General features: G+C 70.8%; 26 protein-coding genes and 1 other RNA gene. 12 read left to right on the forward strand and 15 right to left on the reverse strand.

Translation table 11 applies throughout. From position 1 onward, the window contains the following. Positions 1 to 226 precede the first annotated feature (226 nt). The 4 genes from F1D61_RS22580 to cpdR form a co-directional block, all read right to left on the reverse strand. Complete coding sequence (locus F1D61_RS22580; RefSeq protein WP_203154348.1) at positions 227 to 700, reverse strand: DUF1178 family protein; 474 nt, start codon at positions 698 to 700, stop codon at positions 227 to 229. A 94-nt stretch (positions 701 to 794) separates the two neighbouring features. Continuing rightward, a complete protein-coding gene (locus tag F1D61_RS22585; protein ID WP_203154349.1) occupies positions 795 to 1,634 on the reverse strand; it encodes a carbon-nitrogen hydrolase family protein in 840 nt (279 codons plus the stop codon). A gap of 61 nt (positions 1,635 to 1,695) precedes the next feature. Continuing rightward, positions 1,696 to 1,953: a glutaredoxin 3 gene (grxC, locus tag F1D61_RS22590; protein ID WP_203154350.1), complete on the reverse strand. Its 258-nt coding sequence runs from the start codon at positions 1,951 to 1,953 to the stop codon at positions 1,696 to 1,698. A 123-nt stretch (positions 1,954 to 2,076) separates the two neighbouring features. Then, positions 2,077 to 2,433 (reverse strand): cell cycle two-component system response regulator CpdR, encoded by a 357-nt coding sequence (gene cpdR, locus F1D61_RS22595; protein WP_048427828.1) that lies wholly within the window; start codon positions 2,431 to 2,433, stop codon positions 2,077 to 2,079. A gap of 271 nt (positions 2,434 to 2,704) precedes the next feature. Here cpdR and F1D61_RS22600 point away from each other — a divergent pair, with 271 nt between their 5' ends. Next, positions 2,705 to 3,595 carry an N-formylglutamate amidohydrolase gene (locus tag F1D61_RS22600; RefSeq protein ID WP_203154351.1) on the forward strand — a complete coding sequence of 297 codons (891 nt, stop codon included), beginning with the start codon at positions 2,705 to 2,707 and terminating at the stop codon, positions 3,593 to 3,595. 19 nt (positions 3,596 to 3,614) lie between these two features. On the opposite strand, the gene F1D61_RS22605 is transcribed toward F1D61_RS22600, so the two are convergent. The 4 genes from F1D61_RS22605 to F1D61_RS22620 form a co-directional block, all read right to left on the reverse strand. Continuing rightward, on the reverse strand, positions 3,615 to 4,490 hold the full coding sequence (locus F1D61_RS22605) for an NAD(P)-dependent oxidoreductase (RefSeq protein ID WP_203154352.1): 876 nt from the start codon (positions 4,488 to 4,490) through the stop codon (positions 3,615 to 3,617). A gap of 64 nt (positions 4,491 to 4,554) precedes the next feature. After that, complete coding sequence (locus F1D61_RS22610; RefSeq protein ID WP_203154353.1) at positions 4,555 to 4,992, reverse strand: Tellurite resistance protein TerB; 438 nt, start codon at positions 4,990 to 4,992, stop codon at positions 4,555 to 4,557. Positions 4,993 to 5,478: 486 nt separating this feature from the next. Further along, the gene (locus F1D61_RS22615; RefSeq protein WP_203154354.1) at positions 5,479 to 6,609 is read right to left on the reverse strand and encodes a zinc-dependent alcohol dehydrogenase family protein; all 1,131 of its coding nucleotides are present in this window, start codon (positions 6,607 to 6,609) and stop codon (positions 5,479 to 5,481) included. 92 nt (positions 6,610 to 6,701) lie between these two features. Continuing rightward, positions 6,702 to 6,959, reverse strand: a complete 258-nt coding sequence (locus F1D61_RS22620) for a DUF1127 domain-containing protein (protein ID WP_203154355.1) — start codon at positions 6,957 to 6,959, stop codon at positions 6,702 to 6,704. Positions 6,960 to 7,084: 125 nt separating this feature from the next. Here F1D61_RS22620 and F1D61_RS22625 point away from each other — a divergent pair, with 125 nt between their 5' ends. The 3 genes from F1D61_RS22625 to F1D61_RS22635 all read left to right on the forward strand — a co-directional run bounded on the left by F1D61_RS22625 (position 7,085) and on the right by F1D61_RS22635 (position 10,452). After that, positions 7,085 to 7,963, forward strand: coding sequence for a LysR substrate-binding domain-containing protein (locus F1D61_RS22625; RefSeq protein ID WP_203154356.1), 879 nt, complete (start codon positions 7,085 to 7,087; stop codon positions 7,961 to 7,963). Positions 7,964 to 8,362: 399 nt separating this feature from the next. Continuing rightward, a complete protein-coding gene (locus F1D61_RS22630) occupies positions 8,363 to 9,625 on the forward strand; it encodes a porin (protein ID WP_203154357.1) in 1,263 nt (420 codons plus the stop codon). Between the two features lie 191 nt (positions 9,626 to 9,816). Beyond that, positions 9,817 to 10,452 carry a LysE family translocator gene (locus tag F1D61_RS22635; protein WP_203154358.1) on the forward strand — a complete coding sequence of 212 codons (636 nt, stop codon included), beginning with the start codon at positions 9,817 to 9,819 and terminating at the stop codon, positions 10,450 to 10,452. On the opposite strand, the gene F1D61_RS22640 is transcribed toward F1D61_RS22635, so the two are convergent. From F1D61_RS22640 to F1D61_RS22655, 4 genes are all read right to left on the reverse strand, one after another. Then, complete coding sequence (locus tag F1D61_RS22640; RefSeq protein ID WP_203154359.1) at positions 10,439 to 11,980, reverse strand: sensor domain-containing diguanylate cyclase; 1,542 nt, start codon at positions 11,978 to 11,980, stop codon at positions 10,439 to 10,441. The genes F1D61_RS22635 and F1D61_RS22640 overlap by 14 nt on opposite strands. 158 nt (positions 11,981 to 12,138) lie before the next feature. Further along, on the reverse strand, positions 12,139 to 12,639 hold the full coding sequence (locus F1D61_RS22645; RefSeq protein ID WP_203154360.1) for a hypothetical protein: 501 nt from the start codon (positions 12,637 to 12,639) through the stop codon (positions 12,139 to 12,141). Positions 12,640 to 12,649: 10 nt separating this feature from the next. Further along, positions 12,650 to 13,957, reverse strand: a complete 1,308-nt coding sequence (gene rlmN / locus F1D61_RS22650) for a 23S rRNA (adenine(2503)-C(2))-methyltransferase RlmN (protein WP_203154361.1) — start codon at positions 13,955 to 13,957, stop codon at positions 12,650 to 12,652. Between the two features lie 496 nt (positions 13,958 to 14,453). Continuing rightward, positions 14,454 to 15,056 carry a hypothetical protein gene (locus F1D61_RS22655; protein ID WP_203154362.1) on the reverse strand — a complete coding sequence of 201 codons (603 nt, stop codon included), beginning with the start codon at positions 15,054 to 15,056 and terminating at the stop codon, positions 14,454 to 14,456. Between the two features lie 277 nt (positions 15,057 to 15,333). Between F1D61_RS22655 and F1D61_RS22660 the strand changes: the two genes are divergently transcribed. Then, entirely contained in the window at positions 15,334 to 16,386 is a 1,053-nt protein-coding gene (locus tag F1D61_RS22660; protein WP_203154363.1) for a phosphotransferase, read from the forward strand. 31 nt (positions 16,387 to 16,417) lie between these two features. Here the strand turns inward: F1D61_RS22660 and F1D61_RS22665 are convergent, their stop codons facing one another. After that, positions 16,418 to 16,612, reverse strand: coding sequence for a hypothetical protein (locus F1D61_RS22665; protein ID WP_203154364.1), 195 nt, complete (start codon positions 16,610 to 16,612; stop codon positions 16,418 to 16,420). Between the two features lie 178 nt (positions 16,613 to 16,790). Beyond that, on the reverse strand, positions 16,791 to 17,360 hold the full coding sequence (locus F1D61_RS22670) for a GNAT family N-acetyltransferase (protein ID WP_203154365.1): 570 nt from the start codon (positions 17,358 to 17,360) through the stop codon (positions 16,791 to 16,793). A gap of 197 nt (positions 17,361 to 17,557) precedes the next feature. On the opposite strand from F1D61_RS22670, the gene zapE reads away from it, so the two are divergent. From zapE to F1D61_RS22685, 3 genes are all read left to right on the forward strand, one after another. Continuing rightward, positions 17,558 to 18,757, forward strand: a complete 1,200-nt coding sequence (gene zapE / locus F1D61_RS22675) for a cell division protein ZapE (RefSeq protein WP_203154366.1) — start codon at positions 17,558 to 17,560, stop codon at positions 18,755 to 18,757. Positions 18,758 to 18,829: 72 nt separating this feature from the next. Next, a complete protein-coding gene (locus F1D61_RS22680) occupies positions 18,830 to 19,966 on the forward strand; it encodes a M20 family metallopeptidase (protein WP_203154367.1) in 1,137 nt (378 codons plus the stop codon). A gap of 269 nt (positions 19,967 to 20,235) precedes the next feature. Next, positions 20,236 to 20,823 carry an NUDIX domain-containing protein gene (locus F1D61_RS22685; RefSeq protein WP_203154368.1) on the forward strand — a complete coding sequence of 196 codons (588 nt, stop codon included), beginning with the start codon at positions 20,236 to 20,238 and terminating at the stop codon, positions 20,821 to 20,823. A gap of 264 nt (positions 20,824 to 21,087) precedes the next feature. Here the strand turns inward: F1D61_RS22685 and F1D61_RS22690 are convergent, their stop codons facing one another. Continuing rightward, a complete protein-coding gene (locus tag F1D61_RS22690) occupies positions 21,088 to 22,077 on the reverse strand; it encodes an alpha/beta fold hydrolase (protein ID WP_203154369.1) in 990 nt (329 codons plus the stop codon). A gap of 113 nt (positions 22,078 to 22,190) precedes the next feature. Here F1D61_RS22690 and ffs point away from each other — a divergent pair. The 4 genes from ffs to recR all read left to right on the forward strand — a co-directional run bounded on the left by ffs (position 22,191) and on the right by recR (position 25,594). Continuing rightward, positions 22,191 to 22,287, forward strand: an RNA gene (gene ffs, locus F1D61_RS22695) — signal recognition particle sRNA small type. A gap of 62 nt (positions 22,288 to 22,349) precedes the next feature. Then, positions 22,350 to 24,299 (forward strand): DNA polymerase III subunit gamma/tau, encoded by a 1,950-nt coding sequence (locus F1D61_RS22700; RefSeq protein ID WP_203154370.1) that lies wholly within the window; start codon positions 22,350 to 22,352, stop codon positions 24,297 to 24,299. A gap of 73 nt (positions 24,300 to 24,372) precedes the next feature. After that, the gene (locus F1D61_RS22705; protein WP_203154371.1) at positions 24,373 to 24,693 is read left to right on the forward strand and encodes a YbaB/EbfC family nucleoid-associated protein; all 321 of its coding nucleotides are present in this window, start codon (positions 24,373 to 24,375) and stop codon (positions 24,691 to 24,693) included. A 295-nt stretch (positions 24,694 to 24,988) separates the two neighbouring features. Further along, positions 24,989 to 25,594 carry a recombination mediator RecR gene (gene recR, locus F1D61_RS22710; protein WP_203154372.1) on the forward strand — a complete coding sequence of 202 codons (606 nt, stop codon included), beginning with the start codon at positions 24,989 to 24,991 and terminating at the stop codon, positions 25,592 to 25,594. The last annotated feature ends 172 nt before the right edge of the window (positions 25,595 to 25,766 follow it).

Consider the following 25,766-nt stretch of genomic DNA (forward strand, 5'->3'; position numbering starts at 1 on the left):
GCCGATCGGTGGATTTTCTCCCCTCCGCGACCTCATCCTGAGGTGTTAGTCGATTGAAGATCGACTGACCTCGAAGGAGGGCTCCAGCTATCGCTGAGATTTCTGGAGCCCTCCTTCGAGGCCGCTACGCGGCACCTCAGGATGAGGTTGTGGGATGGACAGGAATTTTCACCACGGTGCAGCCCGAGCAAGTCGAACAGGCTCTGAGAGAACAATGAGCCGACGCTCAATTCCGGTCGTCCGGCAAGGACGGCAGCGGCTGCACCGCGATCCCCTCCTCCATGAGCGAGCGCGCCTCGTTGAGGCTCGCCTCGCCGTAGATCGCCCGCTGCTCGGCCTCGCCGTAATGCATCTTCCGGGCTTCCGTCGCGAAATTCTCGCCGACATGGTCGGCGGTGCGGGCGACGTGCTCGTGCAGGGCGCGGATCATCGCGCGCAGCTGCCGCTCGGGCTCCGAGACCAGGCTGACCGGCGCCTCCGCCGGCGCAGGCGTCGCAGGTACGCTCGGCGCCTCGACCGGAGCCGGCAGTGTCGCCGCGCGGCCGAGCGAGGGCGCCATGATCTGCTTGGCCACCTTCGGGCTGTTGCAGAACGGACAGGTCACGAAGCCGGCCCGGACCTGCTCGTCGTAGGACTCGCTCGACGGGAACCAGCTCTCGAAGCTGTGGCCGGACTCGCAGGACAGGGCGTAGCGGATCATGGGGAGGATATCGGTGGCCGGGCGCGCATTTGCGAGGGTCTCGCGATTCCGCGAACCCTCGGTGTGGCGGAAATCCGGCCGCAAGGGAAGCCCGTCAGGCGCCGGCCGTCTCGACCACCACCGGGCGGGCATGGCGCAGGGCCGGGATGCGGGCGCGGGCATCCGCCACCAGGGCCATGTCGATCTCGGCCAGGATCACGCCGGGTTCGTTGCCGTCGCACTCGGCCAAAACCCGGCCCCAGGGATCGACGATGAGCGAGTGGCCGTAGGTCTCGCGCCCGTCCTCGTGCCGGCCACCCTGCGCCGCCGAGATCATGAACGAGCCGGTCTCGATCGCCCGGGCGCGCTGGAGCACGTGCCAATGCGCCTCACCGGTCTGGCGGGTGAAGGCGGCGGGCGCCGACAGGATCTCGGCCCCGGCCTCGGCCAGCGCCCGGTAGAGGGCGGGAAAGCGCACGTCGTAGCAGATCGCGACGCCGAGCCGGCCCCAGGGCAGGTCGGTCACGACGGCCCGGGCGCCGCCGGTATAGGTGGCCGATTCGCGGTAGCTCTCGCCGTTCGGCAGGTCGACGTCGTAGAGGTGGAGCTTGTCGTAAGCCGCGGAGATCGCGCCCTTGCGGTCGATCACGAAGGCGCGGTTGGCGACCTTGTCGCCATTCTTCACCGCGAGCGAGCCGACATGGACCACGACGCCCCGCTCTCGGGCGACGTCGCGGAGCGCCCCGAGGGTCGAATCGTGCTCGGGCTCGCGGATTTTCTCGAAAAGGCTCGGCCGGTCGCGCTCGAGGAGTGAGGTCATCTCGGGCGTCTGCACGTACTGCGCGCCGCGTTCCGCCGCCTCGCGGATGCCCGTCACCGCGGCATCGCGGTTCTGCGCGGGGTCGCGGCCGGAGCGCATCTGCACGCAGGCGGCGACGAAGCGGGGAGCGGTCATGCGCGGGAACTCCGGGAAGGCCCGGCCAGCTTACGACGAGCGGCCGGCCCCCGCCAGAGGTTCAGCCGGCCAGCAGCGGATCGAGGCGGCCGGACTTGTCGAGGGCGTAGAGATCGTCGCAGCCGCCGACATGGGTCGCCCCGACGAAGATCTGCGGCACGCTGGTGCGGCCGCCGGCCTTGTCGATCATCTCGCGCCGGGCACCCGCCTTGGCCTCGACGTCGATCTCGGTGAAGGCGGCGCCCTTCTCCTGCAGCAGCGACTTGGCCGCCGAGCAATAGGGGCACCAGCTGGTGGTGTAGATCGTGACCGGCTGCATCCGTCGGCTCGTGCGCTGCGGGGGAGGCCCGAAATCGGGGTTTGCCCAATATAGGCGCCCGCGACGGAGCGCGCCAGCGGCGGCGCGTCAGTCCGCCCTCGCCATCTCGACCCGGGGCGGTCCTCAGGCCGCCATCAGCTTCTCGACCTCGGTGACGAGCTCGCGCAGGTGGAAGGGCTTCGACAGGACCTTGGCGTCCTTCGGGGCCTTCGAATCGGGGTTGAGCGCCACCGCGGCGAAGCCCGTGATGAACATCACCTTGATGTCGGGATCGAGCTCGGTGGCGCGGCGCGCCAGCTCGATGCCGTCCATCTCGGGCATCACGATGTCGGTGAGCAGGAGCTCGAACGGCTCCTCGCGCAGGCGGTTATAGGCCGAGAGGCCGTTGTCGAACGAGGCCACGTCGTAGCCCGCGTTCTGGAGCGCCTTGGCGAGGAAGCGACGCATGTCGTTGTCGTCTTCCGCGAGGAGGATCTTCATGAACGGGAGTCCTGGATTCCGATTCGCTGTGTTCATTCCATAAAGCGGCCGCGTGGTAAACAGAGTGTTGACGCGCCGCCCCTCGGGGCGGGTTCCCCACGGGATTCGCCGGCGGAATCCGGACCGGATTTGCGGGGGCGCCACACCCTCGCGGCAGTGGACAGGGCCGGGCCGCGGCGCCAGATTAGCCGGATGAAGGTGCGACCGCGTCCCATGTCCCCCCTGCCATGCCCTCTCCTCCTGTCCCCTCCCTCCGCCCCCGGACCGCCGGATGAGCCAGGCCTCTCCCGCCAGCCTGTTCACGCCGCCCTTCCGGGTGGACGAGCCGGAGCGGCAGACCCTGCCGTTCGTCTACAACACCGGCCATTCGGGCGCGGTCTACCCGGCTTCCTTCGTGGCGGCGTCGCGGCTCGACGCGGTGGCCTTGCGCCGCTCGGAGGACGCCTTCGTCGACCGGCTCTACGCGCCCGTCGTCGCCCTGGGCGCACCGCTGATGCAGGCCGCCTTCCCGCGGGCCTATCTCGACGTGAACCGCGAGCCCTACGAGCTCGACCCGCGGATGTTCGACGGGCGGCTGCCGCCCTTCGTCAACGTGCGCTCGATGCGGGTGGCGGGCGGCCTCGGCACGGTGCCTCGGGTGGTGGCGGACGGCCAGGAGATCTACCGCGGCCGCCTGCCGGTCGAGGAGGCGATTGCGCGGATCGAGGAACTGTACAAGCCCTATCACCGCACCCTCAAGGACCTGGTGGCGCGCACCGCCCGCACCTTCGGGCACGCCGTCCTGATCGACTGCCACTCGATGCCCTCGACGAGCCTCGGCCGCGACGAGGGACCGGCGATCGACGTGGTGCTCGGAGACCGCTTCGGCACCGCCTGCGGACCCGACCTGATCGATTGCGCCGAGGCCGCCTTTCGCGGCCACGGCCTCAGGGTGGTGCGCAACAAGCCCTATGCCGGCGGCTTCATCACCGAGCATTACGGCGAGCCCGCCTTCGGCCGCCACGCCCTCCAGATCGAGATCAACCGCGCCCTCTACATGGACGAGCGCAAGCTCCTGCCCCGCCCCGGCTTCGACGCCCTGTCGCGGATCCTGACCGCGGTGGCCGAGACCCTGGGGCATGCCGCCCTCGATCTCGGCCCCCGGCGCATCGCCGCCGAGTAGGCGCCGTCGCGGGCAGGGTTCAGCCCCGGCCCGCCCGCCGCATCGAGACGGTGGCGAGCGCCGCCAGGTCCTTCTCGCCGTCGCCATGGGCGAGCGCCTCGAGCAGGCCGTCGCGCAGCACGCTGGCGAGCGGCATCGGCACCCGGGCGGCTTCGCCCGCTGCGAGGGCCAGGCGCACGTCCTTGGCGCCGAGCGCCAGTCCGAAGCCCGGCGGCTCGTAGCGGCCGGCGGCGATCGAGGCGCCGTAGTTCTTGTAGACCGGCGCGGCGAAGATCGTGTTCGTCAGGAGGTCGAGGAGGTCTGCGGCGGCGACGCCGTGCGCCTCGGCGAGCGCCGAGGCCTCGCCCATCGCCTCGATCGCCGCGACGATCATCATGTTGCCGGCGAGCTTGACGGTGTTCGCCCGGGCCGGCGCCTCGCCGAAGCGCCAGGTCTTCGCCCCCATCGCGTCGAGGAGCGGCTGCGCCGCGAGAATGGCGTCGTCCGGGCCGGCCGCCAGGATGTTGAGCTTGCCGGCTTCCGCCACGTCGGGCCGGCCGAAGACCGGTGCCGAGACGTAAGCGACGCCCGCCCGGCCATGGATAGCCGCCAGTTCCTCGGCCAGCGCCACCGAGATGGTGCTGGTCCCGAGATGCACCTTCGGCCGCTCGGCCTGGTCGAGGAGGCCGCTCTCGACGATGACGGCGTGGAGCGCGGCGTCGTCGGCCAGCATCGTCACGGCGGCATCGCCCCGGAACGCCTCGGCGGGGGTCGCCACCGGCTCGGCGCCGTGGGCGCGCAGGGCCTCCGCGGCTTGCGCCGAGCGGTTCCACACCCGGACCCGATGGCCCGCCTTCACCAAGTTGAGGGCCATCCCCCGGCCCATCCGGCCGAGCCCGAGAAATCCGACATCCATCGCGACATGCTCCCCATCCTTGGACCGGGGAGGAGATGGGGCGGACTCGCCCGGTGTCAGGCCCTCACACGCCCAGAAGGGCGGTCTTCTCGACGCCGAGCACCTCGGCGATCTCGTCGAGGGCCTTGTGCTCCAGTTCGCTGATCCCGCCCTGGTCGGCGACGTCGGCGGCGATCAGGAAGACGTCCTGGCGCTGCTCCAGCGGACGGTCGGCGATGGCGCCGACGAAGCGCAGGTTCTCCAGCCGCCCGGCCCGGCTCTTCGCCCGGGCGATCGCCTCGTGCAGCTCCTGTTCGAGCTTCAGCACGCCGTAGGACTTGTGCAGGATCGGGTTGTTGCTGAGGTCGGCGAGCGCCGTCTCGATCTCCTCCTCGTCGATCTCCTGGTCGGCCAGGATCACGGTGGCGGCCGCCGAGCAGGCGGCGTGGAGGAAGGCGGTGTCGCCGGCATAGGACATGACGACCCGGCCGATCCGGGAGAAGGCATCCTGAAACAGCCCCATGGCACGTCCTTGAAAGAAAACCCTCGGGCCGGCAGCGGCGGCCCCCTCGTGGTGGTCGCCCATCGATGCATGCGCGCGCGCAGGCGACAAGTGCAGCGCGGCCGGGATCGGCGAAGCGGGTGGTCGAGGATGGAGATTCGGGGAGGAAAAACACGAGGCGTGCCCTCCCCGACACGCTCGCATCGATCGCGAACGCTGCGGTCCGACCCTTCCAGGATCGTGATGCGACTGGCGCCCGGACCGCGGAAGCTTTTTCGGCTCTCCCGCCGACACTGTCACCCTCCGAGTCATCCCGGGGCCGCGAAAGCGGAGCCCGGGATCCATAACCGCCGACGATGCAAGATGAAGCGGAACGCTACCCGCCTTGTCCGGCGTCGCCAGCGGCTATGGATCCCGGGTTCTCGCCTACGGCGAGCCCCGGGATGACATCGAGGGTGTCGGGTCGGTGGAGCCCGAGACGGCCTCTCTCACACCGCGAACACTTGCTTACATCGCGATCACCTGCCGGATCGCCTCGCCGCGGTCGAGCCGGTCGAAGCCCTCGTTGATCTGGTCGAGGGTCAGCGTGCCGGTCATCAGCTTGTCCACCGGCAGGCGGCCCTGGCGGTACATCGCGATGTAGCGCGGGATGTCGCGCGCCGGGACGCAGGAGCCCATGTAGCTGCCGCGCACCACCCGCTCCTCGCCGACGAGGCCGACCGGCGGCAGGGTGAAGCTGTGGTTCGGGTTGGCGAGGCCCGCGGTCGCCGTGGTGCCGCCTCGGCGGGTGATGCGGTAGGCGGTGTCGAAGGCCTTGACCGAGCCGGCCATCTCCAGGGCGTAATCGACCCCGCCGTCGGTGGCGTCGCGGATCGCCGCGACCGCGTCGGGATCGGAGGCGAGGAACGCGTCGGTGGCGCCGAGTTCGCGCGCGACCCGGAGCTTGTCCTCCGACAAATCGACCGCGACGACGCGGCCCGCCCCGCTCGCCACCGCCCCGATCAGCGCCGAGAGGCCGACGCCGCCGAGACCCACCACGGCGACGCTCTGGCCCATCTGCACCCGGCAGGTATTCACCACCGCGCCGACTCCGGTCATCACCGCGCAGCCGAACAGGGCCGCCTCGACGAGGGGGATGTCGGAATCGATCTTCACGATCGAGCGGCGGGAGATCACCGCGTATTCGCCGAAGGCCGAGACGCCGCTGTGGTGGCTCACCTCGGCGCCGTCGCAGCGGATGCGCTTGGCGCCCGACAGGAGCGTGCCGCGGCCGTTGGCGGCGTTGCCGGGCTCGCACAGGGCGCCGCGCCCCTCGCGGCACGGCGCGCAGCCGCCGCAGGTCGGCACGAAGGACATCACCACGTGGTCGCCGCGCTTCAGGTCGGTGATTCCGGGTCCCAGTTCCTCGACGATGCCGGAGGCCTCGTGCCCGAGAGCCACCGGCACCGGGCGGATCCGGTCGCCGTTGATGACCGAGAGGTCGGAATGGCACAGGCCGGCGCCGGCGATCTTCACCAGCACCTCGTCCGGCCCCGGGGGATCGAGCTCGATCGTCTCGATGCGCAGGGGCCGCGTCTCGGCATAGGGCCGCGCGACGGGGGCGTGGTGCAGGATGGCGGCGCGAACGCGTAGGGACACGGATGGATCCTCCCGGCGGGGCGTCTTGTCGGCCCCGGCGGGAGCAGGCTGGCAGCGGACCTGCGGCCGGTCAACCGGCCGCGGAAGCAGGGTCACGCCGCGTCGTGTGCACTGAGCCTCCAGAACGGGCGGCGCGCCTCGGCGCGGGCCTCCGCGCGGGAGAGCCCGATATCCGCGAGCGTCTCGTCGGTCATGAAGGGCAGGTCGCGCGCCAGATCGCGGCGGGCCGACCAGCGTCGCAGCCAGCCCCGCAGGATCGCCACCCCGGCAAGCCGCGGTTCGTGTGCGCGGCTCACGGTCGGGTTCCGCGGGGCGCGGGGCGACGGGAACGGGATGACGGTGGCGGCCATGGCGGATCTCCTTCTTGTCCCGAGTCTCCTTCGCGTCCCGGGCGCCACCCTGCTACCCGGGACGAGGGCGGCCGTATATTGAGTTCTCCGGCGCGCTTCGTGCGCGAAACTCACAGACACCGGTCATGCGCCACCTGCCGCCCCTCTCCTCCCTGCGCGCCTTCGAGGCCGCGGCGCGCCTCGGCTCGGTGACGAGGGCTGCCGACGAACTCGGGCGCACGCACGGGGCGGTGTCGCGCCAGGTGCGGGCGCTGCAGGAGCAGGCCGGCACCGCCTTGTTCGAGAAGGCCGGCACGGGCCTGCGCCTCACCCCCGCCGGTGAGGCGTTTCGGACCGTGGTGGCGGGGGTGCTCGACGACCTGGAACGGGGCTACCGGCGCCTGCGCGATGCCGGGCAAGGCACCACCATCCACCTCGCCTGCGGGGCGACCTTCGCGATGCGCTGGCTGGTGCCGCGCCTCTCGGGCTTCTACCGCGAGCGGCCGACGGTGCAGGTGCGCCTCTCGATGACCTCGGCCCGGGAGATCCGCGACGACGGCGCCGACCTGGTGCTGAGCTGGGACCGCCTCGCCCGTCCGATCCGCGACGAGGCGCGGGCGATCCGCCTCGGCGACGTGGCCTTCGGGGTGGTCTGCGCGCCCGATTACCCGGTCCGGGCGGAGGGTGGACGCCTCGTCGCCGGGACCCGGATCCTCCACGAATACACGCCGCATTCCTGGCCGGCCTGGGAGGCGGCGACCGGCAGGCAGGTCGCGGCGGAGCGGGACACCGCCTTTCCGCATAACGGCCTGTGCATTGAGGCCGCGCTGTCGGGCCTCGGCATCGCCCTGGTGGAGCAGGTCCTGGTGCGCGACGACCTCGCGGCGGGCCGCCTCGTGGCCCCCTGCGGCTTCCATCGCTTCCCCGACGGCTTCGCGGCCATCCCGGCGACGGACCGCCCGCTCTCGCCGGCCGCCTCGGCCTTCCTCGACTGGCTGCGGCGGATGCTGGCGGAGGAGGCGTGATACGAATTCCAGAAGATCACTTCCGGAATTCGTATCCCGAGCCCGCGCGGTGAAGCCGTAGGCTTCACACGTCTGAGCGAAGCCGATTTCCGCATCGCGAAGCGATCGATCGGCAATCGCATGACCCGCGGCGCTCGACGATTCGCGCGCCGTGGAGGTCGGAGCCGAGGCGACCTTCCCCAAGGCCACGACGTCAATGGAGAGGTTCGTTGTACGTCCACCAAGTATCCACCCGCGTTGCGCGAAAGACACGGCGCCGGATACACCCTCGCAACAGTGCCTAAATTGCCTATTTTTTGAGCAAACGCCCAACAATTGGTTTTGCCACGGTGCCGCCACACTGCCAGCTTGGCTGCAGTTGGCCCCGGCCTCATCCGGCCCCAGATGGACTTCCCGAACGTGGCAATGCGCTTCACCCTCAGCAGCCTGACCGTCGCCCTGCTGTCGTCCGGCTTCGCTCACGCCGCCGACCTGGCCGCCCCGGCCCCTGCCCCGGTGGCCGTTGTCGAACGCTGCAAGGCGACCCTGTCGCTGCCGGCCTATGGCGGCGTGATCAAGCCGAACCCGAACCCGTCCTGCGTCACCCTCGGCGGCTTCGGCGACATCTATGTCGGCGGCGCGATCACCGGCTACGCCTACACCCAGACCAACCCCTTCCCGTTCTCGGCCGCGCCGCTGCCGAGCGACCGGGCGGCCCGGGTCGACTTCACCAACATCCAGGGCTGGATCCAGAAGGCCGATGGGCCGTTCCAGTTCTACGTCCAGGCCGGCGCCTACGCGATCCCGTCCCTCGGCTTCCTGAACTACAGCGCCCTCGACCAGACCGACCTGCTGTTCACGCCCCTGCCGGTCGCCTTCGGCAAGTACGTGTTCAACGACAACTGGTCGATCCAGGGTGGCCGCATGCCGACCCTGATCGGCACCGAGGCGCCGTTCACGTTCCAGAACCTGAACATCTCCCGCGGCCTCCTGTTCAACCAGGAGAACATCATCAACCACGGCGTGCAGGTGAACTACAGCGACGGCCCGTGGTCGGCCTCGGTCGCCGGCACCGACGGGTTCTTCTCCGGCAACATCAGCTGGCTCACCGGCGCCGTCACCTACAAGCTCGACGACAACAACACCTTCGGCATCAACGGCGGCCTCAACCTCGACCGCACCGACGTGCTGTCGCGCAGCCTGCGCTACTCCTACGCGACCCCGCTGTTCCAGCAGAACAGCGGCATCCTGTCGATCAACTACACCTACTCGAACGGGCCGTGGACGATCACGCCCTACTTCCAGTACACGAACGTCGCGCGTGACTTCCGGATCGGCATCGTCGAGGGGGCCTCGACCTATGGCGGCGCGGTCCTGGCGGCCTATACCTTCAACGACAACTTCTCGCTCGCCGGCCGCGTCGAGTACATCACCCAGACCGGCGACCGCTTCTCGGGCGGCACCAGCCTGCTCTACGGCGCGGGCAGCTCGGCCCTGTCCTTCACCGTCACCCCGACCTTCACCTTCGATCGCTTCTTCGTCCGCGGCGAGTATTCGCGGGTCCAGCTCTACGACATCACCCGCGGCGACCTGGCCTTCGGCACGCTCGGCACCGGCTTCGGCCGCACCGGCAACCGCACCTCGCAGGACCGCTACATGATCGAGGGCGGCATCACCTTCTGACGCCTCCCCGATCACCGGCGTCCCCCCCGCGCCCGCCCGGAATTCTTCCGGGCGGGCGCTTCGCGTTTCAACGGCTCGCGCCGCGGCGGATTCCGGATCGGCTTTCCAGGCTCGCGCAGCAGGGTTTCGCGTCGGCTTGCACGGGGCGCGCGGACGGGTACAGACCGGGCCAGACCCCGCGGAGCCGCTCCATGAGCTTCCTGCCCGATACCCCGACGCTGCTGGCCTATCTCGCCGCTTGCCTGGTGCTGTTCGTCACGCCCGGTCCCGACATGAGCCTGACGCTCGCGCGCACCATCGGGTCGGGGACACGCGCCGGGATCGTCACGGTGCTGGGCACGAGCCTCGGCACCCTGGTCCACACGCTCGCCGCCGTGCTCGGCATCTCGGCGGTCATCGCCGCCTCCGCCACCGCCTTCACGGTGCTAAAGGTGGTCGGCGCGCTCTACCTCGCCTGGCTCGCCGTCGACGCCCTGCGCCGCGGCTCGTCCCTCCACGTCCGGGCCGAGACCGTGCGGGGCGGCCTGTGGCGCACCTTCTGGGTCGGGCTCGGGGTCAACCTCACCAACCCGAAGGTGGTCTTGTTCTTCCTGACCTTCCTGCCGCAATTCGTGCGGGCCGACGCTCCCGACCCGAGCGGTCAGCTCGCTGTCCTGGGGCTGGCCTTCATCGTCCTGTTCCTGCCGCTCGGAATCCTGATGGTGCTCGGCGCCGCCCGGGTCACCGGCGCGCTCCAGGCCCGGCCGCGGCTGATGCGGGGGATCGACTGGCTGTTCGCCGGGCTGTTCGGCGCCTTCGCGGCCCGCATCCTGCTCACGGTGCGCTGACGCTGCCCGCGACGCCCGCGCCGGCGACCAGCCGCAGGTGGGGAACGGCCGGACGCGCCTCGGCCCGGCAGGTGCGGTTGCGGCCGCCGCTCTTCGCCGCGTAGAGCGCCGCATCGGCCGCCCGGTAGAGCTCTCCCTGCGCGCCGCCGATCGCTTCCGCGAGCCCGATGCTCACCGTGACCGCGCCGACCGGGATGCCGGCGGAAGCCACCGCCAGGGTCGCGACCTCGGCGTGCAGGCGCTCGGCGACCCGGGCCGCCCCCTCCGCGTCGGTGCCGGCCAGGATGACGCCGAACTCCTCGCCGCCGATCCGGCAGACGAGGTCGCCCGGCCGGTGGAGGGCGGCCGACAGGCAGCGCGCCAGTCCGCGCAGGATCTCGTCGCCGACGGCGTGGCCGAAACGGTCGTTGAAGCGCTTGAAGTGGTCGGCATCGACGATCAGCAGCGACAGGGGGCGATCGCCGCGGGCCGTCGCCAGCGCCTGCCGCAGGGCCTCGTCGAAGCGGCGCCGGTTCGGCAGCCCGGTCAGCCCGTCGGTCAACGAGAGGCTGGCGAGCTCGGCCTCGACCGCCTCGCGGCGACGGAATTCCCGTGCGCACAGCCGGGCCAGCACCACCGCGAGGCCGAACAGGGCGAGAAGCGTGGCGCCGATCATCAGCGCCCTGGCGCGCCATCCGGCCTCGATCTCCTCGGTGCTGAGCCCGATCGCCAGGATCAGCGGCAGGTCGCCGACCTGGGTGAAGGTGAACAGCCGATGCACCCCGTCGCGGACGGCGCGCTCGGCGAAGCTGCCGTCGCGCTCCTGGAGCGCCCGCTGGAAGGTCGGCATCCCGGACAGGTCGGTGCCGACATCCCGCACGTCGTAGGGAAAGCGCACGATCCGGATGCCGTCCTGGCGGATCAGGTTGATGCCGCTGTTCGGCCCGAGGCCGATCTTCGCGAGCATCCGGGTGAAGTGCGACAGCTTCAGCGTGGCGACCACCACACCGCCGAACGACCCGTCCGGCTTCGCGACGCGCCGGCTGAACGCCACCGTGTAGGCGCCCGACATCCGGGACTGGTACGGCTTGCTGATGTAGAGCCCGGCCTCGGGGTTCTGCCGATGGACCTGGAAGTAGTCGCGATCGGCGAAGCTCCCGCCGGCGCCCGACGGGTAATGCGAGTTGAGGGCGCCTTTGCCGTTCTCGTCGAACAGGACCAGGATGCCCGCCCCATCGGCGGTCACGACCCGGTCGAACAGGATCAGGTGCCGCAGGGCCTCGGGCGCCTGGGCGACGAGGGGGTTTTCCAGTTTGGCGATCATGCCCTGCAAGGCGAGGTCCATGATCTCGACGTTGCGCACGACGTCGGTCTCGATGAGCTGAAGGAGATTCTTCGAGGTTTCCTCGGCCCGCGACCACATCTCCTGTCGCATCTCGTACAGCATCAGCCCGGAGACGAGCAGCATGCCGAGAGGGGCCAGCACACCGAGCACGAGCCAGACCCGGACGGTCCGGGGCCCGGCGAGGAAGCGGCGCGGCGACGGCATCGGGACGGATCTCTCGGAAACGACTTCACCAGAAGCCTACCCCGCGCCCGAAACTCTAAACAAGACTTTCACGCGGCGGGCGTTCCCGGCCTCTTCCACAACCGGGACACGCCGGCCTCCGTGATATCGTGTGAGACGCTTGACAGCCCACGGCCGCCTCAGCGCCGCGGCGGCGCGGCCCACATCGTCGCCGGCCCGCGCCCGGCGAAGCGGCCGGCCGCGAGCCAGTAGACCAGCCCGGCGACCCCGCCGGCGCAGAACAGGAGCGCCGTCACCCGCCCCTCGCTGGCCCCGACCGGCCCGGCGGCGCCGCGCATCAGCCAGGGCAGGAGCGCCGTGAGGAGGCCGGTGGCGCCGCCGTACCAGGCGAGCGCGCGCCACCCCAGCACCTCGCCGACGATCGCGTTGAGGACGGGCGGCACCGCGACGAGGAGCAGGATCGCGCGGCCCAAGCTCAAGGCGGCCTCGACCATCCCGGGATCGGGCGCGTAGCCCTCCGCGAGGTCCGACAGCACGGCCTCCAGCCCCGACAGGCCGAATTGGCCCAGAAGGTCGCGGAGGATCGGATCCATCGCGACGCCGATCCCGAGGGCGAGCGCCCCGCAGGCGATCGCCATCAGGAGCCCGGTCGCGACGGCGAGGAGACGGCCAAGCGACATCGTTCGTCCGTCAGTCGTCGTCGTGGCCCACGGCGTAGACGCCCTCGGCGCCGATCCCTTCTTCCAGCATCAGCCGGGCGCGGGCCCGCAGCTTCTCGGTCTCGCTCTTGAGCTGGCCGCAGGCCGCCAGGATGTCGCGGCCCCGCGGCGTGCGCACCGGCGAGGCGTAGCCGGCATTGAACACGATCTCGGAGAAGCGCTCGATCCGCTCCCAGTCCGAGCACTCGTACTTGGAGCCGGGCCATGGGTTGAACGGGATCAGGTTGATCTTGGCCGGGATGCCCTTCAGCAGCCGCACCAGCTCGCGGGCCTCTGCGTCGGAATCGTTGACGCCCTTCAGCATCACGTACTCGAAGGTGATGCGGCGGGCATTCGACACGCCCGGATAGTCGCGGCAGGCCTGAAGCAGGTCGCGGATCGGGTATTTACGGTTGAGCGGCACCAATTCGTTGCGCAGGTCGTCGCGCACGGCGTGCAGCGAGATCGCCAGCATGGCGTTGGCATCGAGGCCGAGCCGCTCGAATTGCGGCACCACGCCGGAGGTCGAGACGGTGATGCGCCGGCGCGACAGGCCTAAGCCCTCGTGGTCGCTCATCACGCCGACCGCGTCGATGACGTTGTCGACGTTGTAGAGCGGCTCGCCCATGCCCATGAACACGATGTTCGAGACGAAGCGCGAGCCGTCGACCGGCACGAAGGCCCCCTTCGGCGGGGTCTTGCCCGGCCAGTCGCCGAGGCGGTCGCGGGCCACCACCAGCTGCGAGACGATCTCTTCGGCCGACAGGTTGCGCACCAGGCGCTGCGTGCCGGTATGGCAGAACGAGCAGGTGAGCGTGCAGCCGACCTGCGACGAGACGCAGAGCGTGCCGCGGTCGTTGGCCGGGATGTAGACGCACTCGATCTCGGCGCCGCGATTGTGGTCGTGCTTGCCGGTCGGCGGCATGCGGATCAGCCACTTGCGGGTGCCGTCGCGCGACACCTGCTCGTTCACCACCTCGGGCCGGTCGAGGGTGTGGATGCCGGCGAGCTGGTTCTTCAGCACCTTGCTGACGTTGGTCATCTCGTCGAAGGACGCCGCGCCGCGCACGTTGATCCAGTGCCACAGCTGGCCGGCCCGCATGCGCTGCTCGCGCTCGGGCACGCCGATGGCGGCGAGCCGCCCCTTCAGGGCCTCGCGGGTCAGGCCGACGAGGGAGGTCGGACCGGTGGTCTCCAGCGCCTCGGGGCGGATCTCGGGCGTCTTCTCGATCGCCGGGGGGTGTGCTGCTGAAACGGCGCCATCCCCGCGCCGGGCGGTGTCGAACGACGCCGTCGCCATGATCTTACGAACCTTCGAATGAAACGGATGAGGGCCGCATATAGGGGTATTCGGGCGGAAACGCGATGGGCGGGCACGGAATCCGGTGAGGACCGGGCGTGCCGGCAGAAAGAAGAGGCGCGGGTTTCCCCTCTCCCGCGGAAGGCAGGGCTGTCAGAGAAAAACCCCTTTCGGAACCGAGCGCGGGATCCCCTCTCCAGGCGATACCGGGCTTGCCCGGTATCGCTGCAAGGTGTGGGAGAGGAGTAGGGGCGATCGAAGATCGCGCAGGGTGGAGACGGTGCCGCAATGACTCTGAACTGTCGAGCTGCGCAGCTCGACGCTTAGTGGCTTACCCTGAAGCCGAGCCACCCTCACGCGGGATCTTCGATCCCCCGGCCCCTCTCCCACACGGAAAGAGGGGAGATGCGCCATCCCTTTTCCCGGACAGCCCTGCGCAAAAGGGAGAGGAGGCACCCGCGCCCCGCCTTCACCCGGTTTTCAAAGTATCGTCAGCTTACTTGCACTCGTCCCGCGTCCGCTTCATCGCCTCGCCGAAGCCGTCGAGGGCGTATTCGTCGGTCGAGGCGTTGCCGCGCTGCGAGACCGCCTTGACGACGACCTTCTTGCCGCGGGACATCTCGGCGACGACCTTGCTCTCGTCGGCCGGGTTCTGCACCCAGGCATTGGCGCCCTTCACCACCAGCGCGTAGCGGGCCGAGCCGATCGCCAGGCTCGGATCGGAGGCGCTGGACGCCGGGGTCGGCACCGCGCCGTTCGCCGCCGCGGTGGTGGTCGTCTGGCCGCTGCCCGGCTTGGGCGCGAAGCCGAGCATCACCGCGACCTCGTTGTTGACCTTCTCGCCCTTGCGCACGGTGACGAAGAGGTAGGCCGGATCGCGCTTCAGGCTCTTGGGCAGCCGCACCTGCGGCTGGCTGATGGCGTAGCAGATGCGCGACTTGCCCTCGCCGGCGGCGAAGACGTTCCAGTCGCCGAAGGTGCCGATGGGACTGGCCTGGAGGCTCGGGGGCGCGGCCTCCGCCTTGGGCTTCGGCCGGGCTTCGGCGGGCAGGACGAGGGCGAACAGGCCGAGGGCGGCGAGGAGGGATGCGCGAGTCATGCGGGCACTCTAGAGCATTATCCGACGAAGTGGATACCGGTTCGTCGCAGAAAATGCGGCGAAATCAAACACCTAGCGCTGCGCCCGATCGCGGCGCGATCGGGCGCAGCGCTAGAAACGGGGGGTGCGCTTGCCCACCCGATTGCCGGAAAATGCGGCGGAATCAGTGGGCTGCGCGCACGTTCCGGCGAATTGCTGCGGTGCAGGAATGACCCGCGGCCCCCGGTGGGGCATGGTCCGCCCCGAGAAAACGCACACGAGAGGCCGCGAAGGTCGCATGAACGCCCCATCCCCGTCGGACCTGCCCGAGACCATCCCGGTGCGCGAGGCGCACCGCTTCCCGACCGAAGCGCTGGAAGCGTTCATCGCCGAGCACGGGCTGGGGCGTCTCACCGAGCTGCGCCAGATGCGCGGCGGGCAATCGAACCCGACCTTCCTGGTCATCGCCGAGGCCGGCGAATACGTGCTGAGGAAGCAGCCGCCGGGCAAGCTCCTGCCCTCCGCCCACGCGGTCGACCGGGAGTTCCGGGTGTTGCAGGCCCTGTCGCGCACCGACGTGCCGGTGCCGCAGGCGGTGGCCTATTGCGCCGACCCCGCCGTGATCGGCACCCCGTTCTACCTGATGGAGCGGCTGCACGGCCGGGTGTTCTGGGATCCGCTGCTGCCCGAACTGCCGCGCGAGGAGCGGGCGGGAATCTATGACGGGATGAACGAGGCGCTCGCGCGCCTCCACCTCGTCGATCCCGGGGCGGTCGGCCTCGGCGATTTCGGCCGCGCCGGCAACTACTTCCAGCGCCAGACCGAGCGCTGGTCGAAGCAGTGGACCGCCTCGAAGACCCGGGAGAACCCCGCGATCGACCGCCTCGCCGAGTGGCTGCCGGCCCACATCCCGGCGGACAGCGACGAGACCCGGATCGTCCACGGCGATTTCCGCCTCGACAACATGATCTTCCACAAGAGCGAGCCGCGGGTGATCGGCATCATCGACTGGGAACTGGCGACGCTCGGCCATCCGCTCGCCGATCTCGGCTATAACTGCATCGCCTACAACACCGACCCGTCCGCCTATCGCGGCATGCTCGGATACGACCTTCCCGCCCTGGGCATCCCGACCCAGGACGAGTACGTGCGCCGCTACTGCGAGCGCACCGGGCGGCGCGACGGCATCACGCCGTTCCACGTCGCCTTCGCGCTGTTCCGACTGGCGGTAATCCTGGAGGGCGTGCTCGCCCGCTCCAAGGCCGGCAACGCCTCGAGCGACGAGGCGAGCCAGAAGGGCGCGCTCGGCATCGCGCTTGCCGAGCGGGGCTGGGAGCTGGCGAAAGGCTGACGACCGGACTGGGCCGTCGCCCGACGGCCCGTCACGCCCGGGCGGCGTCCTCGCGCTCGCGGCGCCGCCGCAGGCGGGTGACGCCGTAGATCGTCGCGAGCCGCAGGCGGGCGGAGCGGACCGGGGGCGCGCTGCGCTCGGCCTGGAACGCCGCGATGGTGCGGAGCGCCGCCGCGACGGAGCGCTCCAGGGCGGCGGTGTCGTCGGTGATCCGGACGGGCTGCATCGGGATGTCCCCTCCTGCTGTCTGTCTTCCGGTTTGACCCCGACAATCCGGCGCGCGCGGGGCCGGATCGTGGCAAGTCCGAGCCTCGATCAAGACTTTCTTCATCATTCGACAGGGCGGTTTCGCCGGGTCGACGCCGTCCCGGGACCGGACCGACCCCGGGACGGCGCTTCCGCGATCAGACGACCGGCACGACGGTCCAGGCGGCCGATGCGGCGACAGCCACGTCGAACGCACCCTCCACTCCCTCGCGCCAGAGCGAGAACAGCGTCGGCGGGCTGAGCGCCAGGACGGCGTGGACCTCCCGGCGGCCCGGGCGCAATTCGGCGCCGAGACGCCTGGCGAGCGCCCGCATCGGGCGATTGCCGGCAAGGCAGCGCAGGTGCAGCCGGCGCGTGCCGCCGTTGCGGGCGGCCTGCGCGAGGCGCGCGCCGAGGGCGGCGCCGAGCCCCCGCCCGCGATGGCCGGGCGCCACCGCGAAGGCGATTTCGGCCTCTTTCGCCGCCCCGACGGGACGCAATTCGCCGATGCCCTGCAATTCTCCTTGCGCGAAGGCGCCGAAGACCATCCCCTCGGCGGAGACGGCATGGGCCGCATAGGACGCGGCCGCGGCCTCGCTCACCGTGCCCATGAAGCGGTCGAAGCGGGAATCCGGGTCGAGGCCCCGGAACAGGGTGACGACCGCATCGCGGTCGGTCGACCAGAGGCGCCGGATCTGGATGCCGGCAAGTCGCTGGGTGTCTGGCATTCTCGAGGTGCACTCCGAACGGGTTCGGCACGATCTCGAGCGTTTCCTCGTCCCGGTCGCCGACCGGGATTGTGCAATGCAGCAGATGGGAGTGCCGTTCCGGGGTTGCATGGCCGGACGGCCGTGCCGCCGGCGCATGGCGCCGCCATGATCTCACCGCATTGCGCGGGCCCGCGCGCCGCGATAATCCCGTCTCCGTGACGCAAAGCCCCGCTTCCGCCGCCCGCGGCCCGGTCGCCATCCGCTACGACGCCCTGGTCGAGTCGGGTGCGATCGAGCGCGATCCCGCCCAGACCGATCTCGTCGCCCGCCTCGACGGGCTGATCCGCGACCTCGCCGCGGCGCCGCCGCCGGACAAGCCCGGTCTCCTCGGCCGGCTGTTCGGCCGCCAGCCGGAGCCGGTGGCGGGTCCCCGCGGCCTCTACGTCTGGGGCCTGGTCGGTCGCGGCAAGACCATGCTGATGGACCTGTTCCACGAGGCGGCCCCGAACCCGAAGCGCCGGGTGCATTTCCACGCCTTCATGGGCGACGTGCACGAGCGCATCCATCGCCACCGCCAAGCGGTGAAGCAGGGGACCGTGAAGGGCGACGACCCGATCCAGCCGGTGGCCGAGGCCCTGGCGGGGGAGGCGCGCCTGCTCTGCTTCGACGAGTTCACGGTGACCGACATCGCCGACGCGATGATCCTCGGGCGCCTGTTCACCGCCCTCTTCGCCCGCGGCGTGGTGATGGTGGCGACCTCGAACGTCGAGCCCGACCGGCTCTACGAGGGCGGATTGAACCGCGCCCTGTTCCTGCCCTTCATCGAGCAGCTGAAGGAGCGGGTCGCGGTGGTGCGGCTCGATTCGCGCACCGATTTCCGCCTGGAGAAGCTCGGCGGCAGCCCGGTCTACCACGTCCCGGCGGACGAGGCGGCGGCGCAGGCGCTCACCGGCGCGTTCCGGGCCCTGTCCGGCGAGCCGCAAGGGCGGCCGACGACGATCCAGGTCAAGGGCCACGAGGTGGCGATTCCCGAAGCCGCCGGTGGCGTCGCCCGCTTCACCTTCCCGGATCTCTGCGCCCGGCCGCTGGGTGCGGCCGACTACCTGGCGCTGGCCGAGCGCTTCCACACCGTGATCGTCGAGGACATTCCGGTGATGGACATGCCCCAGCGCAACGAGGCCAAGCGCTTCATCATCCTGGTCGATGCGCTCTACGACACCCGCACCAAGCTGCTCGCCTCCGCCGCCGCCGAGCCGACCGGGCTGTACCTGGCCGATTCCGGCCGCGAGGCATTCGAGTTCGAGCGCACGGTTTCGCGCCTGATCGAGATGCGCTCGGAGGAATACCTCGCCCTGCCGCATGGACGGCCGGACTCCGAGGCCTCGGGCAGCACGACGGGGCTGGTGGAGACCTGAGCCTTCTTGATGGTGCCGCATTTCGCGCGCCGAAGCGGCGGCGCCGTTAGATCATTCTCCCCGAGGCCCCCGATGACCCCCTCCCCCACGCCCACCGATTTCTCGCCCGAGCGCGCCGTCGCGGCGATCTCGCGCTGGCTGGCGGTGGAAAGCCCGACGGATTCGGCCGACGGCGTCAACCGGATGATGGACCTCGTCGCCGGGGAGGCCGCCGGCTTGAACCTCGCCGCCGAGCAGGTGCCGGGCCGCGACGGCTTCGGCGACAACCTGATCCTGCGGGCGGGGCCGCGGACGGGCGAACCGGGCATCCTAGTCCTGTCCCACCTCGACACGGTGCATCCGATCGGCACGCTGGCAAACGATCTGCCGGTGCGGGTCGAGGGGGATCGCCTCTACGGCCCGGGCGTCTACGACATGAAGGGCGGCGCCTGGCTGGCGCTCCAGGCATTCGCCGCGGCGTCCCGCTCGGGTCTGGCGCGGCGCCCCCTCACCTTCCTGTTCAGCAGCGACGAGGAGACCGGCTCGCAATCGACCCGCGGGCTGATCGAGGAGCTGGGAGCCAAGAGCGCCGCCGTGCTGGTGACCGAGCCCGGCCGCGACGGCGGCAAGGTGGTGACCGGGCGCAAGGGCGTCGGGCGCTTCGACGTCCATGTCGAGGGCCGGCCCTCCCATGCCGGCACCCGCCACGCCGACGGCCGCAACGCCATCCGGGAGGCCGCCCGGCTGATCCTGGAGATCGAGGGGCTGACCGATTACACCCGCGGCGTCACCACCACGGTCGGGACGATCAGCGGCGGCACCGCCGAGAACGTGGTGCCGCAGCATTGCCGCTTCGCCGTCGATTTGCGGGTCGTCACCGCCGCCGACGGCGAGGATTACGCCGGCCGGATCCTGGGCTTGCGCGCCAGCCAGGATTTTCGCGTGACGGTGACCGGCGGCATGAACCGGCCGCCCTACGCCTCGCAGGCGGGCGCCGCCCTCTACGCCCATGCCAAGGCGCTCGCCCGCGACGAGCTCGGCCTCGATCTCGGCGAAGTGCCGCTGACCGGCGGCGGCTCGGACGGCAACTTCACGGCGGCGCTCGGCATCCCGACCCTCGACGGGCTCGGCATCGACGGCGACGGGGCGCATACCCTGCAGGAATACGGCCTGATCTCCTCGATCGCCCCGCGGATGCGGCTGATGCAGCGGCTGCTGGAGACGCTGTAACGCGTCTGTTTTCAGCGCCGGCTGGCTGACATCCGCAGGGTCATTCCGGGGCCGCGACAGCGGAGCCCGGAATCCAGAACCGCAGGTGGTTCAGAGAAGGACGGACGACCGTTCCGCTTCGATCTCCGCCACCTGAGTTTCTGGATCCCGGGCTCCGCTGCGCGGCCCCGGGATGACCCTGTGTGGCGGAAGCGCAGGGACTCATCCGGCAGGGTCGTCATGGACGATCGACGGCGTTGCCCCCTCACCGACGGCACGAGAAGCCAGGCATGACCGACCGCCACAACCCCTGGGTGACGCTCTCGCGCGAGCGCCATTACGAGGATCGTTATCTCGGGCTCGACCTCGACCGGTTGCGCCACGAATCCGGTCGCGAGCATCCCCACGTCGCCCTGCGCTTCAAGGTGTTCGGGGTCGCGGTGCTGCCGGTCGATCCGCAAGGCCGGGTCAGCCTGATCGGGCAATACCGCTACGTGCTCGACCGCTTCACCTGGGAACTGCCCCGCGGCTCCGGCCCGGTCACCGACGACGCGCTCGCCACCGCCCGGCGCGAACTGAAAGAGGAAACCGGCGACGAAGCCGGATCCTGGCTCGAATTGCTGCGCCTCGACGCCTCGCCGGGCATCTCGAGCGAGCGGGTGCCGGGCTTCGTCGCCTGGAACCTGACGCGCGGCCCGGCCCACCCCGACCCGCAGGAGAGCCTGCGCATCCGCCGCCTGCCCTTCGCCGAGGCTGTGGGCGAGGCCCTGTCGGGCGCGATCACCGACGGGCCGAGCGTGGCCTTGCTGCTGTGCGTGGCGGAGCGGGCCCGGCGGGGGGATTTGCCGGGGGATCTTCTGGAGTTGTTGCGGATGTAGACGGCTGGGCGCGGGAAGCCCCCTCCCCCTCTGCGGGGGAGGGGGCCCGGCTGCGAGTGCGAAGCACTCGTGCGCCGGGCGGGAGAGGGGAGCCACGCTTCCGGATATGGCGGCATCGTTCCTACCGGCGCATCCTGGAACAGCGTCGCGCCGCCCCTCTCCCGGCCCCTGCTGACGCAGAGACCACCCTCCCTCGCAGAGGGGGGAGGGTTTACCCGCGCCTCATCCTCCCCGAGAACAGGGTTGCATGAGCAAGACGAGCCCTCACCGCGCCGCCAGCTCCCGCAGCAGCGCCTCATGGAACCGGTCCGGCGCCTCCATCTGCGGCGCGTGGCCCAGGCCCTCGAACGTCACCAGCCGCGCCCCCGCGATCCGGCCTGCGGCCTCCGGCCCGAGCCGGTCGTAGCGCCCGAGGGTCTCTGCGAGGGCCGGCGCGGCGCGGTTAGCGCCCGGGGCGGTGCGGTCCTTGGTCCCGACCATCAGCACGGTCGGCACGCGCAACCGGCCGAACTCGTGAACCACCGGCTGGGTGAAGATCATGTCCGAGGTCTGGGCCTGGTTCCAGGCCACGCGTTCGGCGCCGGGACCGGCATAGAGCCCCGCCTGCATCTCGACCCAGCGGTCGTAGGCCGGCTTCCACTGGCCGTCATAATAGAACTTGAGCTGGTAGGCCTTGATGCTCGCCGCACTGGTCTTGCGCTCGGCGGCATAGGCCGCGTCGATGGTCTGGTAGGGCACGCCCTTGGCCTGCCAATCCTCGAGCCCGAGGGGATCGACCATCACCAGCTGCTCGACCGCATCCGGGAACATCAGGGCGTAGCGGGCCGCCAGCATGCCGCCCATCGAATGCCCGACGATGGTCGCCTTGGGGATGCCGAGGCCTACGAGGAGTCCGTGCGTGTTGGTCGCGAGCTGCTGGAAGCTGAACTGGTAGCCGGCGGGCTTGGTCGACTTGCAGAAGCCGACCTGGTCGAGGGCGAGCACCCGGTAGCCGGCCCGCGCCAGCACGCCGACCGTGTCGCCCCAGGTCGCGGCGCAGAAATTCTTGCCGTGGAGCAGCACGACGGTGCGGCCGTTCGGCCGCTCCGGCGTCACGTCCATGTAGGCCATCGCCAGGTCCTGCCCTTGCGACGCGAAGGCGTGGCGATGGACCGGATACGGGTAGTCGAACCCCTCGAGCTCCGGCCCGTAGGAGGGCGCGGCCACGGCGGCGGATGCGGAAAGAAGCAGGGAGGCGAGGAGCGGCAGGCGCATGCGGCGGGGTCTCCGGTGGTCCCGAGGCTCTTACAACGCGCCGCCCGCACGGAGTCATGCGCCGAGGCAGAGCCGCGCTTGCGTTTCCGGCGGCGTCCCGCCATATAGGCCTCGGGAGGTTGGCGAGGGACGTTTCACTCGCCAACCGGGTCAGGTCCGGAAGGAAGCAGCCCTAACGAGACCGAGCGGGTTTTCGTCCAGCCTCCCACCCTTTTCCTTTCAGGAGCGCGTGCGCCCCCTCCCGGGGGCCGGCCTCACGACCCTGCGAGCGCATGGACGAGACCTCCGGCACGCCCTCGATAGACGAGCCGGGTCTCCCCGGGTTCGGTGCGGCCCCGAGCCAGCCGCAGAGCCGGCAGCCGGCGCCCGCCTACCGGGTCCTGGCGCGCAAGTACCGCCCGAAGGATTTCGACGACCTGATCGGCCAGGGCGCCATGGTGCGCACCCTGGCGAACGCCTTCGAGGCCGGCCGCATCCCGCAGGCCTGGATGCTGACCGGCGTGCGCGGGGTCGGCAAGACCACCACCGCCCGCATCCTCGCCCGCGGCCTCAACTACGCGCTTCCCGACGACCCGAATGCCGGGCCGACGATCCGGCTGCCCACGCTCGGCCTGCACTGCGCCGCCATCATGGAATCCCGGCACATCGACGTGCTGGAGATGGACGCCGCCTCGCATACCGGCATCGACGACGTCCGCCAGATCATCGACGGCATCCGGTATTCGCCGGTCTCGGCGCGCTACAAGGTCTACATCGTCGACGAGGTCCACATGCTGTCCGAGAAGGCGTTCAACGCCTTCCTGAAGACGCTGGAGGAGCCGCCGCCGCACGCGAAGTTCGTCTTCGCCACCACCGAGATCCGCAAGGTTCCGGTCACCATCCTGTCGCGCTGCCAGCGCTTCGACCTGCGCCGGGTCGAGGCCGGGGCGCTCATCGCCCATCTCCAGAAGATCTGCGACGCCGAAAACGTCTCGGCCGAGGCCGAGGCGCTCGCCGCCATCGCCCGGGCGGCGGAAGGCTCGGTGCGCGATTCGCTGTCGCTCCTCGACCAGGCGATCGCGCATGGCGCCGGCCACGTCACCGCCGAGACGGTGCGCGACATGCTGGGCCTCGCCGACCGCGCCCGGGTCGTCGACCTGTTCGAGGCGGCGATGCGCGGCGACGTGCCGGCCACCTTCGCGGAGCTGCGGGCGCAGCACGAATCCGGCGCCGACCCGGCGGTGGTCCTGTCCGACCTCGCCGAGTTCACCCACCTCGTCACGCGGTTGAAGCTCGCACCCGACTCGGCCCGCGTCGACACCTCGCTCAGCGAGGTCGAGCGGGTGCGCGGCGGCGACTTCGCCGACCGGCTCTCGGTCCGGGCCCTATCCCGCGCCTGGCAGATCCTGCTCAAGGCGATCCCCGAGGTCCAGTCCGCGACCCGGCCGCTGGCCGCCGCCGAGATGGCGCTGGTCCGCCTGATCTACGCCGCCGACCTGCCGACACCGGACGAGGCCCTGCGCCAAGTCCGGGACGGCGGCGGCCTCGTCTTGCCGGCCCGGGCGCCGGGCCCCGCCCCCTCCGGCGCCTCCGCGCTGGCGAGCCCGCCCGCCCGGGCAGCGGCTCCCGCGATGCAGGCGGCCCCCGCACCGGTCACCGCGATGCGGGCGGTGGGCGGCGCGGCGCCGGCCCTGCGTGCCCTGCCGGAGGTGCGGCCCGAGATGCCGCCGGCGCCTGCCCCCGCCCCGGCGATGCCGCGCCCGACCCTGGTGCCGCCGGCGCCAGCCCCGCAGGCCGCCGCGGCGGCGAAGCCGGAGAGCGGCCCGCGGCTGCGCCGGTTCGAGGACGTGGTGGCGCTCGCCGACGAGCGCCGCGACATCGGCCTCAAGATGGCGCTGGAACGCGACGCCCATCTCGTCCGGTTCGAGGACGGCCGGATCGAGCTGCGTCTCGCCGAGGGCGGGCGGGCGACGCTCGCCACCGACCTCGCCAACGCGCTCCATGCCTGGACCGGGCGGCGCTGGGTGGTGGCCCTGTCGCAGGAGACCGGCGAGGCGACGCTCGACGCCCAGGCCAAGGCCGCGGTGAAGAGCCGGCACCAGGGGGCGGCGAGCCATCCGCTGGTGCAGGCGGTCCTGAAGACCTTTCCGGGCGCCCAGATCGTCGACGTGCGCGACAAGGCGTCCGATCCGCCCGATCTCGACGACGCGGCGCCCCCGGATTCCGACGATCCGGATCCGTAGCCGGTAGCCGACGGGCGGCCGGCACCCCACATCACGCCGACGATTGTCTCACTCACACCGCGAGGACGCCGCCATGGACATCATGGGACTGATGAAGCAGGCCCAGGCCATGCAGCAGAAGATGGCCGACCTTCAGTCCGAACTCGACGGCGTGCAGGTCACCGGCGCCTCGGGCGGCGGCTCCGTCTCGGTGACGATGACCGCGAAGGGCGACGTGAAGGGCCTCACCCTCGATGCCTCGCTGCTGGTGCCGGACGAGAAAGAGATCCTTGAGGACCTGATCGTCGCCGCACTCAACGACGCCAAGGCCAAGGCCGAGCGGGCCGCGCAGGAGCGGATGCAGGACCTGACGAAGGGCCTGCCGCTGCCGCCGGGCATGAAGCTGCCGTTCTAGCTTTTTTCTAGTCGGCCCAGAGTTTCGCGCGCCGGATCGTGCGCATTCTCCTCTCCCCGCGGGCGGGGAGAGGGCTGTGTTCCCGTCCAGGGAACGCAGCGAGGCGGCAGCCAAGGGTGAGGGGGTATTTCCGGAAGAGTCTCTCCCGTCGAGCCCCCCCTCACCCCCGCTCCGGCTACGCCTGCGCTTGCCGCGTCTCCTGCACGGAGACACGGCCCTCTCCCCGCCCGCGGGGAGAGGGGATTCCGGCGCCTCCGCGTCCTGCGTACCGCACACCACGAAGGTCCCACACCCCATGCCCCAGGCCGTCGCGGGCCCCGAGATCGAGCGGCTGATCCAGCTCCTGGCCCGCATGCCGGGCCTGGGGCCGCGCTCGGCCCGCCGGGCCGCCCTCCAGCTCATCAAGAAGCGCGAGACGCTGCTGGCGCCGCTGGCCGACGCCATGAAGGTCGCCTCCGACCGGATCGTGGTCTGCCACGAATGCGGCAACGTCGACACGCAGGATCCCTGCACGATCTGCCGCGACCAGAGCCGCGACCCCTCGATGCTGGTGGTGGTGGAGGACGTGTCGGACCTCTGGGCGCTGGAGCGCTCCGGCGCCGTGACGGCGCGCTACCACGTGCTCGGCGGCGTGCTCTCCGCCCTCGACGGGGTCAGGCCGGAGAACCTGAACCTCAGCCGCCTGGTCGAGCGGGTGAGCGCGCCGGAGATGCGCGAGGTGATCCTGGCGCTCAACGCCACCGTCGACGGCCAGACCACCGCGCATTACGTCACCGAGCTGCTGACCCACCTGTCGATCAAGGTGACGCGGCTCGCCCACGGCGTGCCGGTCGGCGGCGAGCTCGACTATCTCGACGAGGGCACCCTGTCGGCGGCGATCCGCCAGCGCACCGCGTTCTAGAGCATTTTCCGACGAAGTGGATACCGGTTCGTCGCAGAAAATGCGGCAAAATCAACGACCTAGAGAGCTTCGCGATTGCAACGTGATCGTGAAGTGCTCTAGCGTCGGCCACCATCGGGGTTTGACCCGGAAGAGACAAATCCTTATCTCCCGGAACCTTGTGGGGCACCAT

It is taken from the genome of Methylobacterium aquaticum, assembly GCF_016804325.1.
Lineage (GTDB): Bacteria > Pseudomonadota > Alphaproteobacteria > Rhizobiales > Beijerinckiaceae > Methylobacterium > Methylobacterium aquaticum_C.

Bases quoted from the DNA above. Each gene is read 5' to 3' on its own strand.
- F1D61_RS22580 (WP_203154348.1), bottom strand. From the start codon at position 700: ATGATCCGCTACGCCCTGTCCTGCGAGTCCGGCCACAGCTTCGAGAGC.
- F1D61_RS22585 (WP_203154349.1), bottom strand. From the start codon at position 1,634: ATGACCGCTCCCCGCTTCGTCGCCGCCTGCGTGCAGATGCGCTCCGGC.
- grxC (WP_203154350.1), bottom strand. From the start codon at position 1,953: ATGCAGCCGGTCACGATCTACACCACCAGCTGGTGCCCCTATTGCTCG.
- cpdR (WP_048427828.1), bottom strand. From the start codon at position 2,433: ATGAAGATCCTCCTCGCGGAAGACGACAACGACATGCGTCGCTTCCTC.
- F1D61_RS22600 (WP_203154351.1), top strand. From the start codon at position 2,705: ATGAGCCAGGCCTCTCCCGCCAGCCTGTTCACGCCGCCCTTCCGGGTG.
- F1D61_RS22605 (WP_203154352.1), bottom strand. From the start codon at position 4,490: ATGGATGTCGGATTTCTCGGGCTCGGCCGGATGGGCCGGGGGATGGCC.
- F1D61_RS22610 (WP_203154353.1), bottom strand. From the start codon at position 4,992: ATGGGGCTGTTTCAGGATGCCTTCTCCCGGATCGGCCGGGTCGTCATG.
- F1D61_RS22620 (WP_203154355.1), bottom strand. From the start codon at position 6,959: ATGGCCGCCACCGTCATCCCGTTCCCGTCGCCCCGCGCCCCGCGGAAC.
- F1D61_RS22625 (WP_203154356.1), top strand. From the start codon at position 7,085: ATGCGCCACCTGCCGCCCCTCTCCTCCCTGCGCGCCTTCGAGGCCGCG.
- F1D61_RS22635 (WP_203154358.1), top strand. From the start codon at position 9,817: ATGAGCTTCCTGCCCGATACCCCGACGCTGCTGGCCTATCTCGCCGCT.
- F1D61_RS22640 (WP_203154359.1), bottom strand. From the start codon at position 11,980: ATGCCGTCGCCGCGCCGCTTCCTCGCCGGGCCCCGGACCGTCCGGGTC.
- F1D61_RS22645 (WP_203154360.1), bottom strand. From the start codon at position 12,639: ATGTCGCTTGGCCGTCTCCTCGCCGTCGCGACCGGGCTCCTGATGGCG.
- rlmN (WP_203154361.1), bottom strand. From the start codon at position 13,957: ATGGCGACGGCGTCGTTCGACACCGCCCGGCGCGGGGATGGCGCCGTT.
- F1D61_RS22655 (WP_203154362.1), bottom strand. From the start codon at position 15,056: ATGACTCGCGCATCCCTCCTCGCCGCCCTCGGCCTGTTCGCCCTCGTC.
- F1D61_RS22660 (WP_203154363.1), top strand. From the start codon at position 15,334: ATGAACGCCCCATCCCCGTCGGACCTGCCCGAGACCATCCCGGTGCGC.
- F1D61_RS22665 (WP_203154364.1), bottom strand. From the start codon at position 16,612: ATGCAGCCCGTCCGGATCACCGACGACACCGCCGCCCTGGAGCGCTCC.
- F1D61_RS22670 (WP_203154365.1), bottom strand. From the start codon at position 17,360: ATGCCAGACACCCAGCGACTTGCCGGCATCCAGATCCGGCGCCTCTGG.
- F1D61_RS22680 (WP_203154367.1), top strand. From the start codon at position 18,830: ATGACCCCCTCCCCCACGCCCACCGATTTCTCGCCCGAGCGCGCCGTC.
- F1D61_RS22685 (WP_203154368.1), top strand. From the start codon at position 20,236: ATGACCGACCGCCACAACCCCTGGGTGACGCTCTCGCGCGAGCGCCAT.
- F1D61_RS22690 (WP_203154369.1), bottom strand. From the start codon at position 22,077: ATGCGCCTGCCGCTCCTCGCCTCCCTGCTTCTTTCCGCATCCGCCGCC.
- F1D61_RS22700 (WP_203154370.1), top strand. From the start codon at position 22,350: ATGGACGAGACCTCCGGCACGCCCTCGATAGACGAGCCGGGTCTCCCC.
- F1D61_RS22705 (WP_203154371.1), top strand. From the start codon at position 24,373: ATGGACATCATGGGACTGATGAAGCAGGCCCAGGCCATGCAGCAGAAG.
- recR (WP_203154372.1), top strand. From the start codon at position 24,989: ATGCCCCAGGCCGTCGCGGGCCCCGAGATCGAGCGGCTGATCCAGCTC.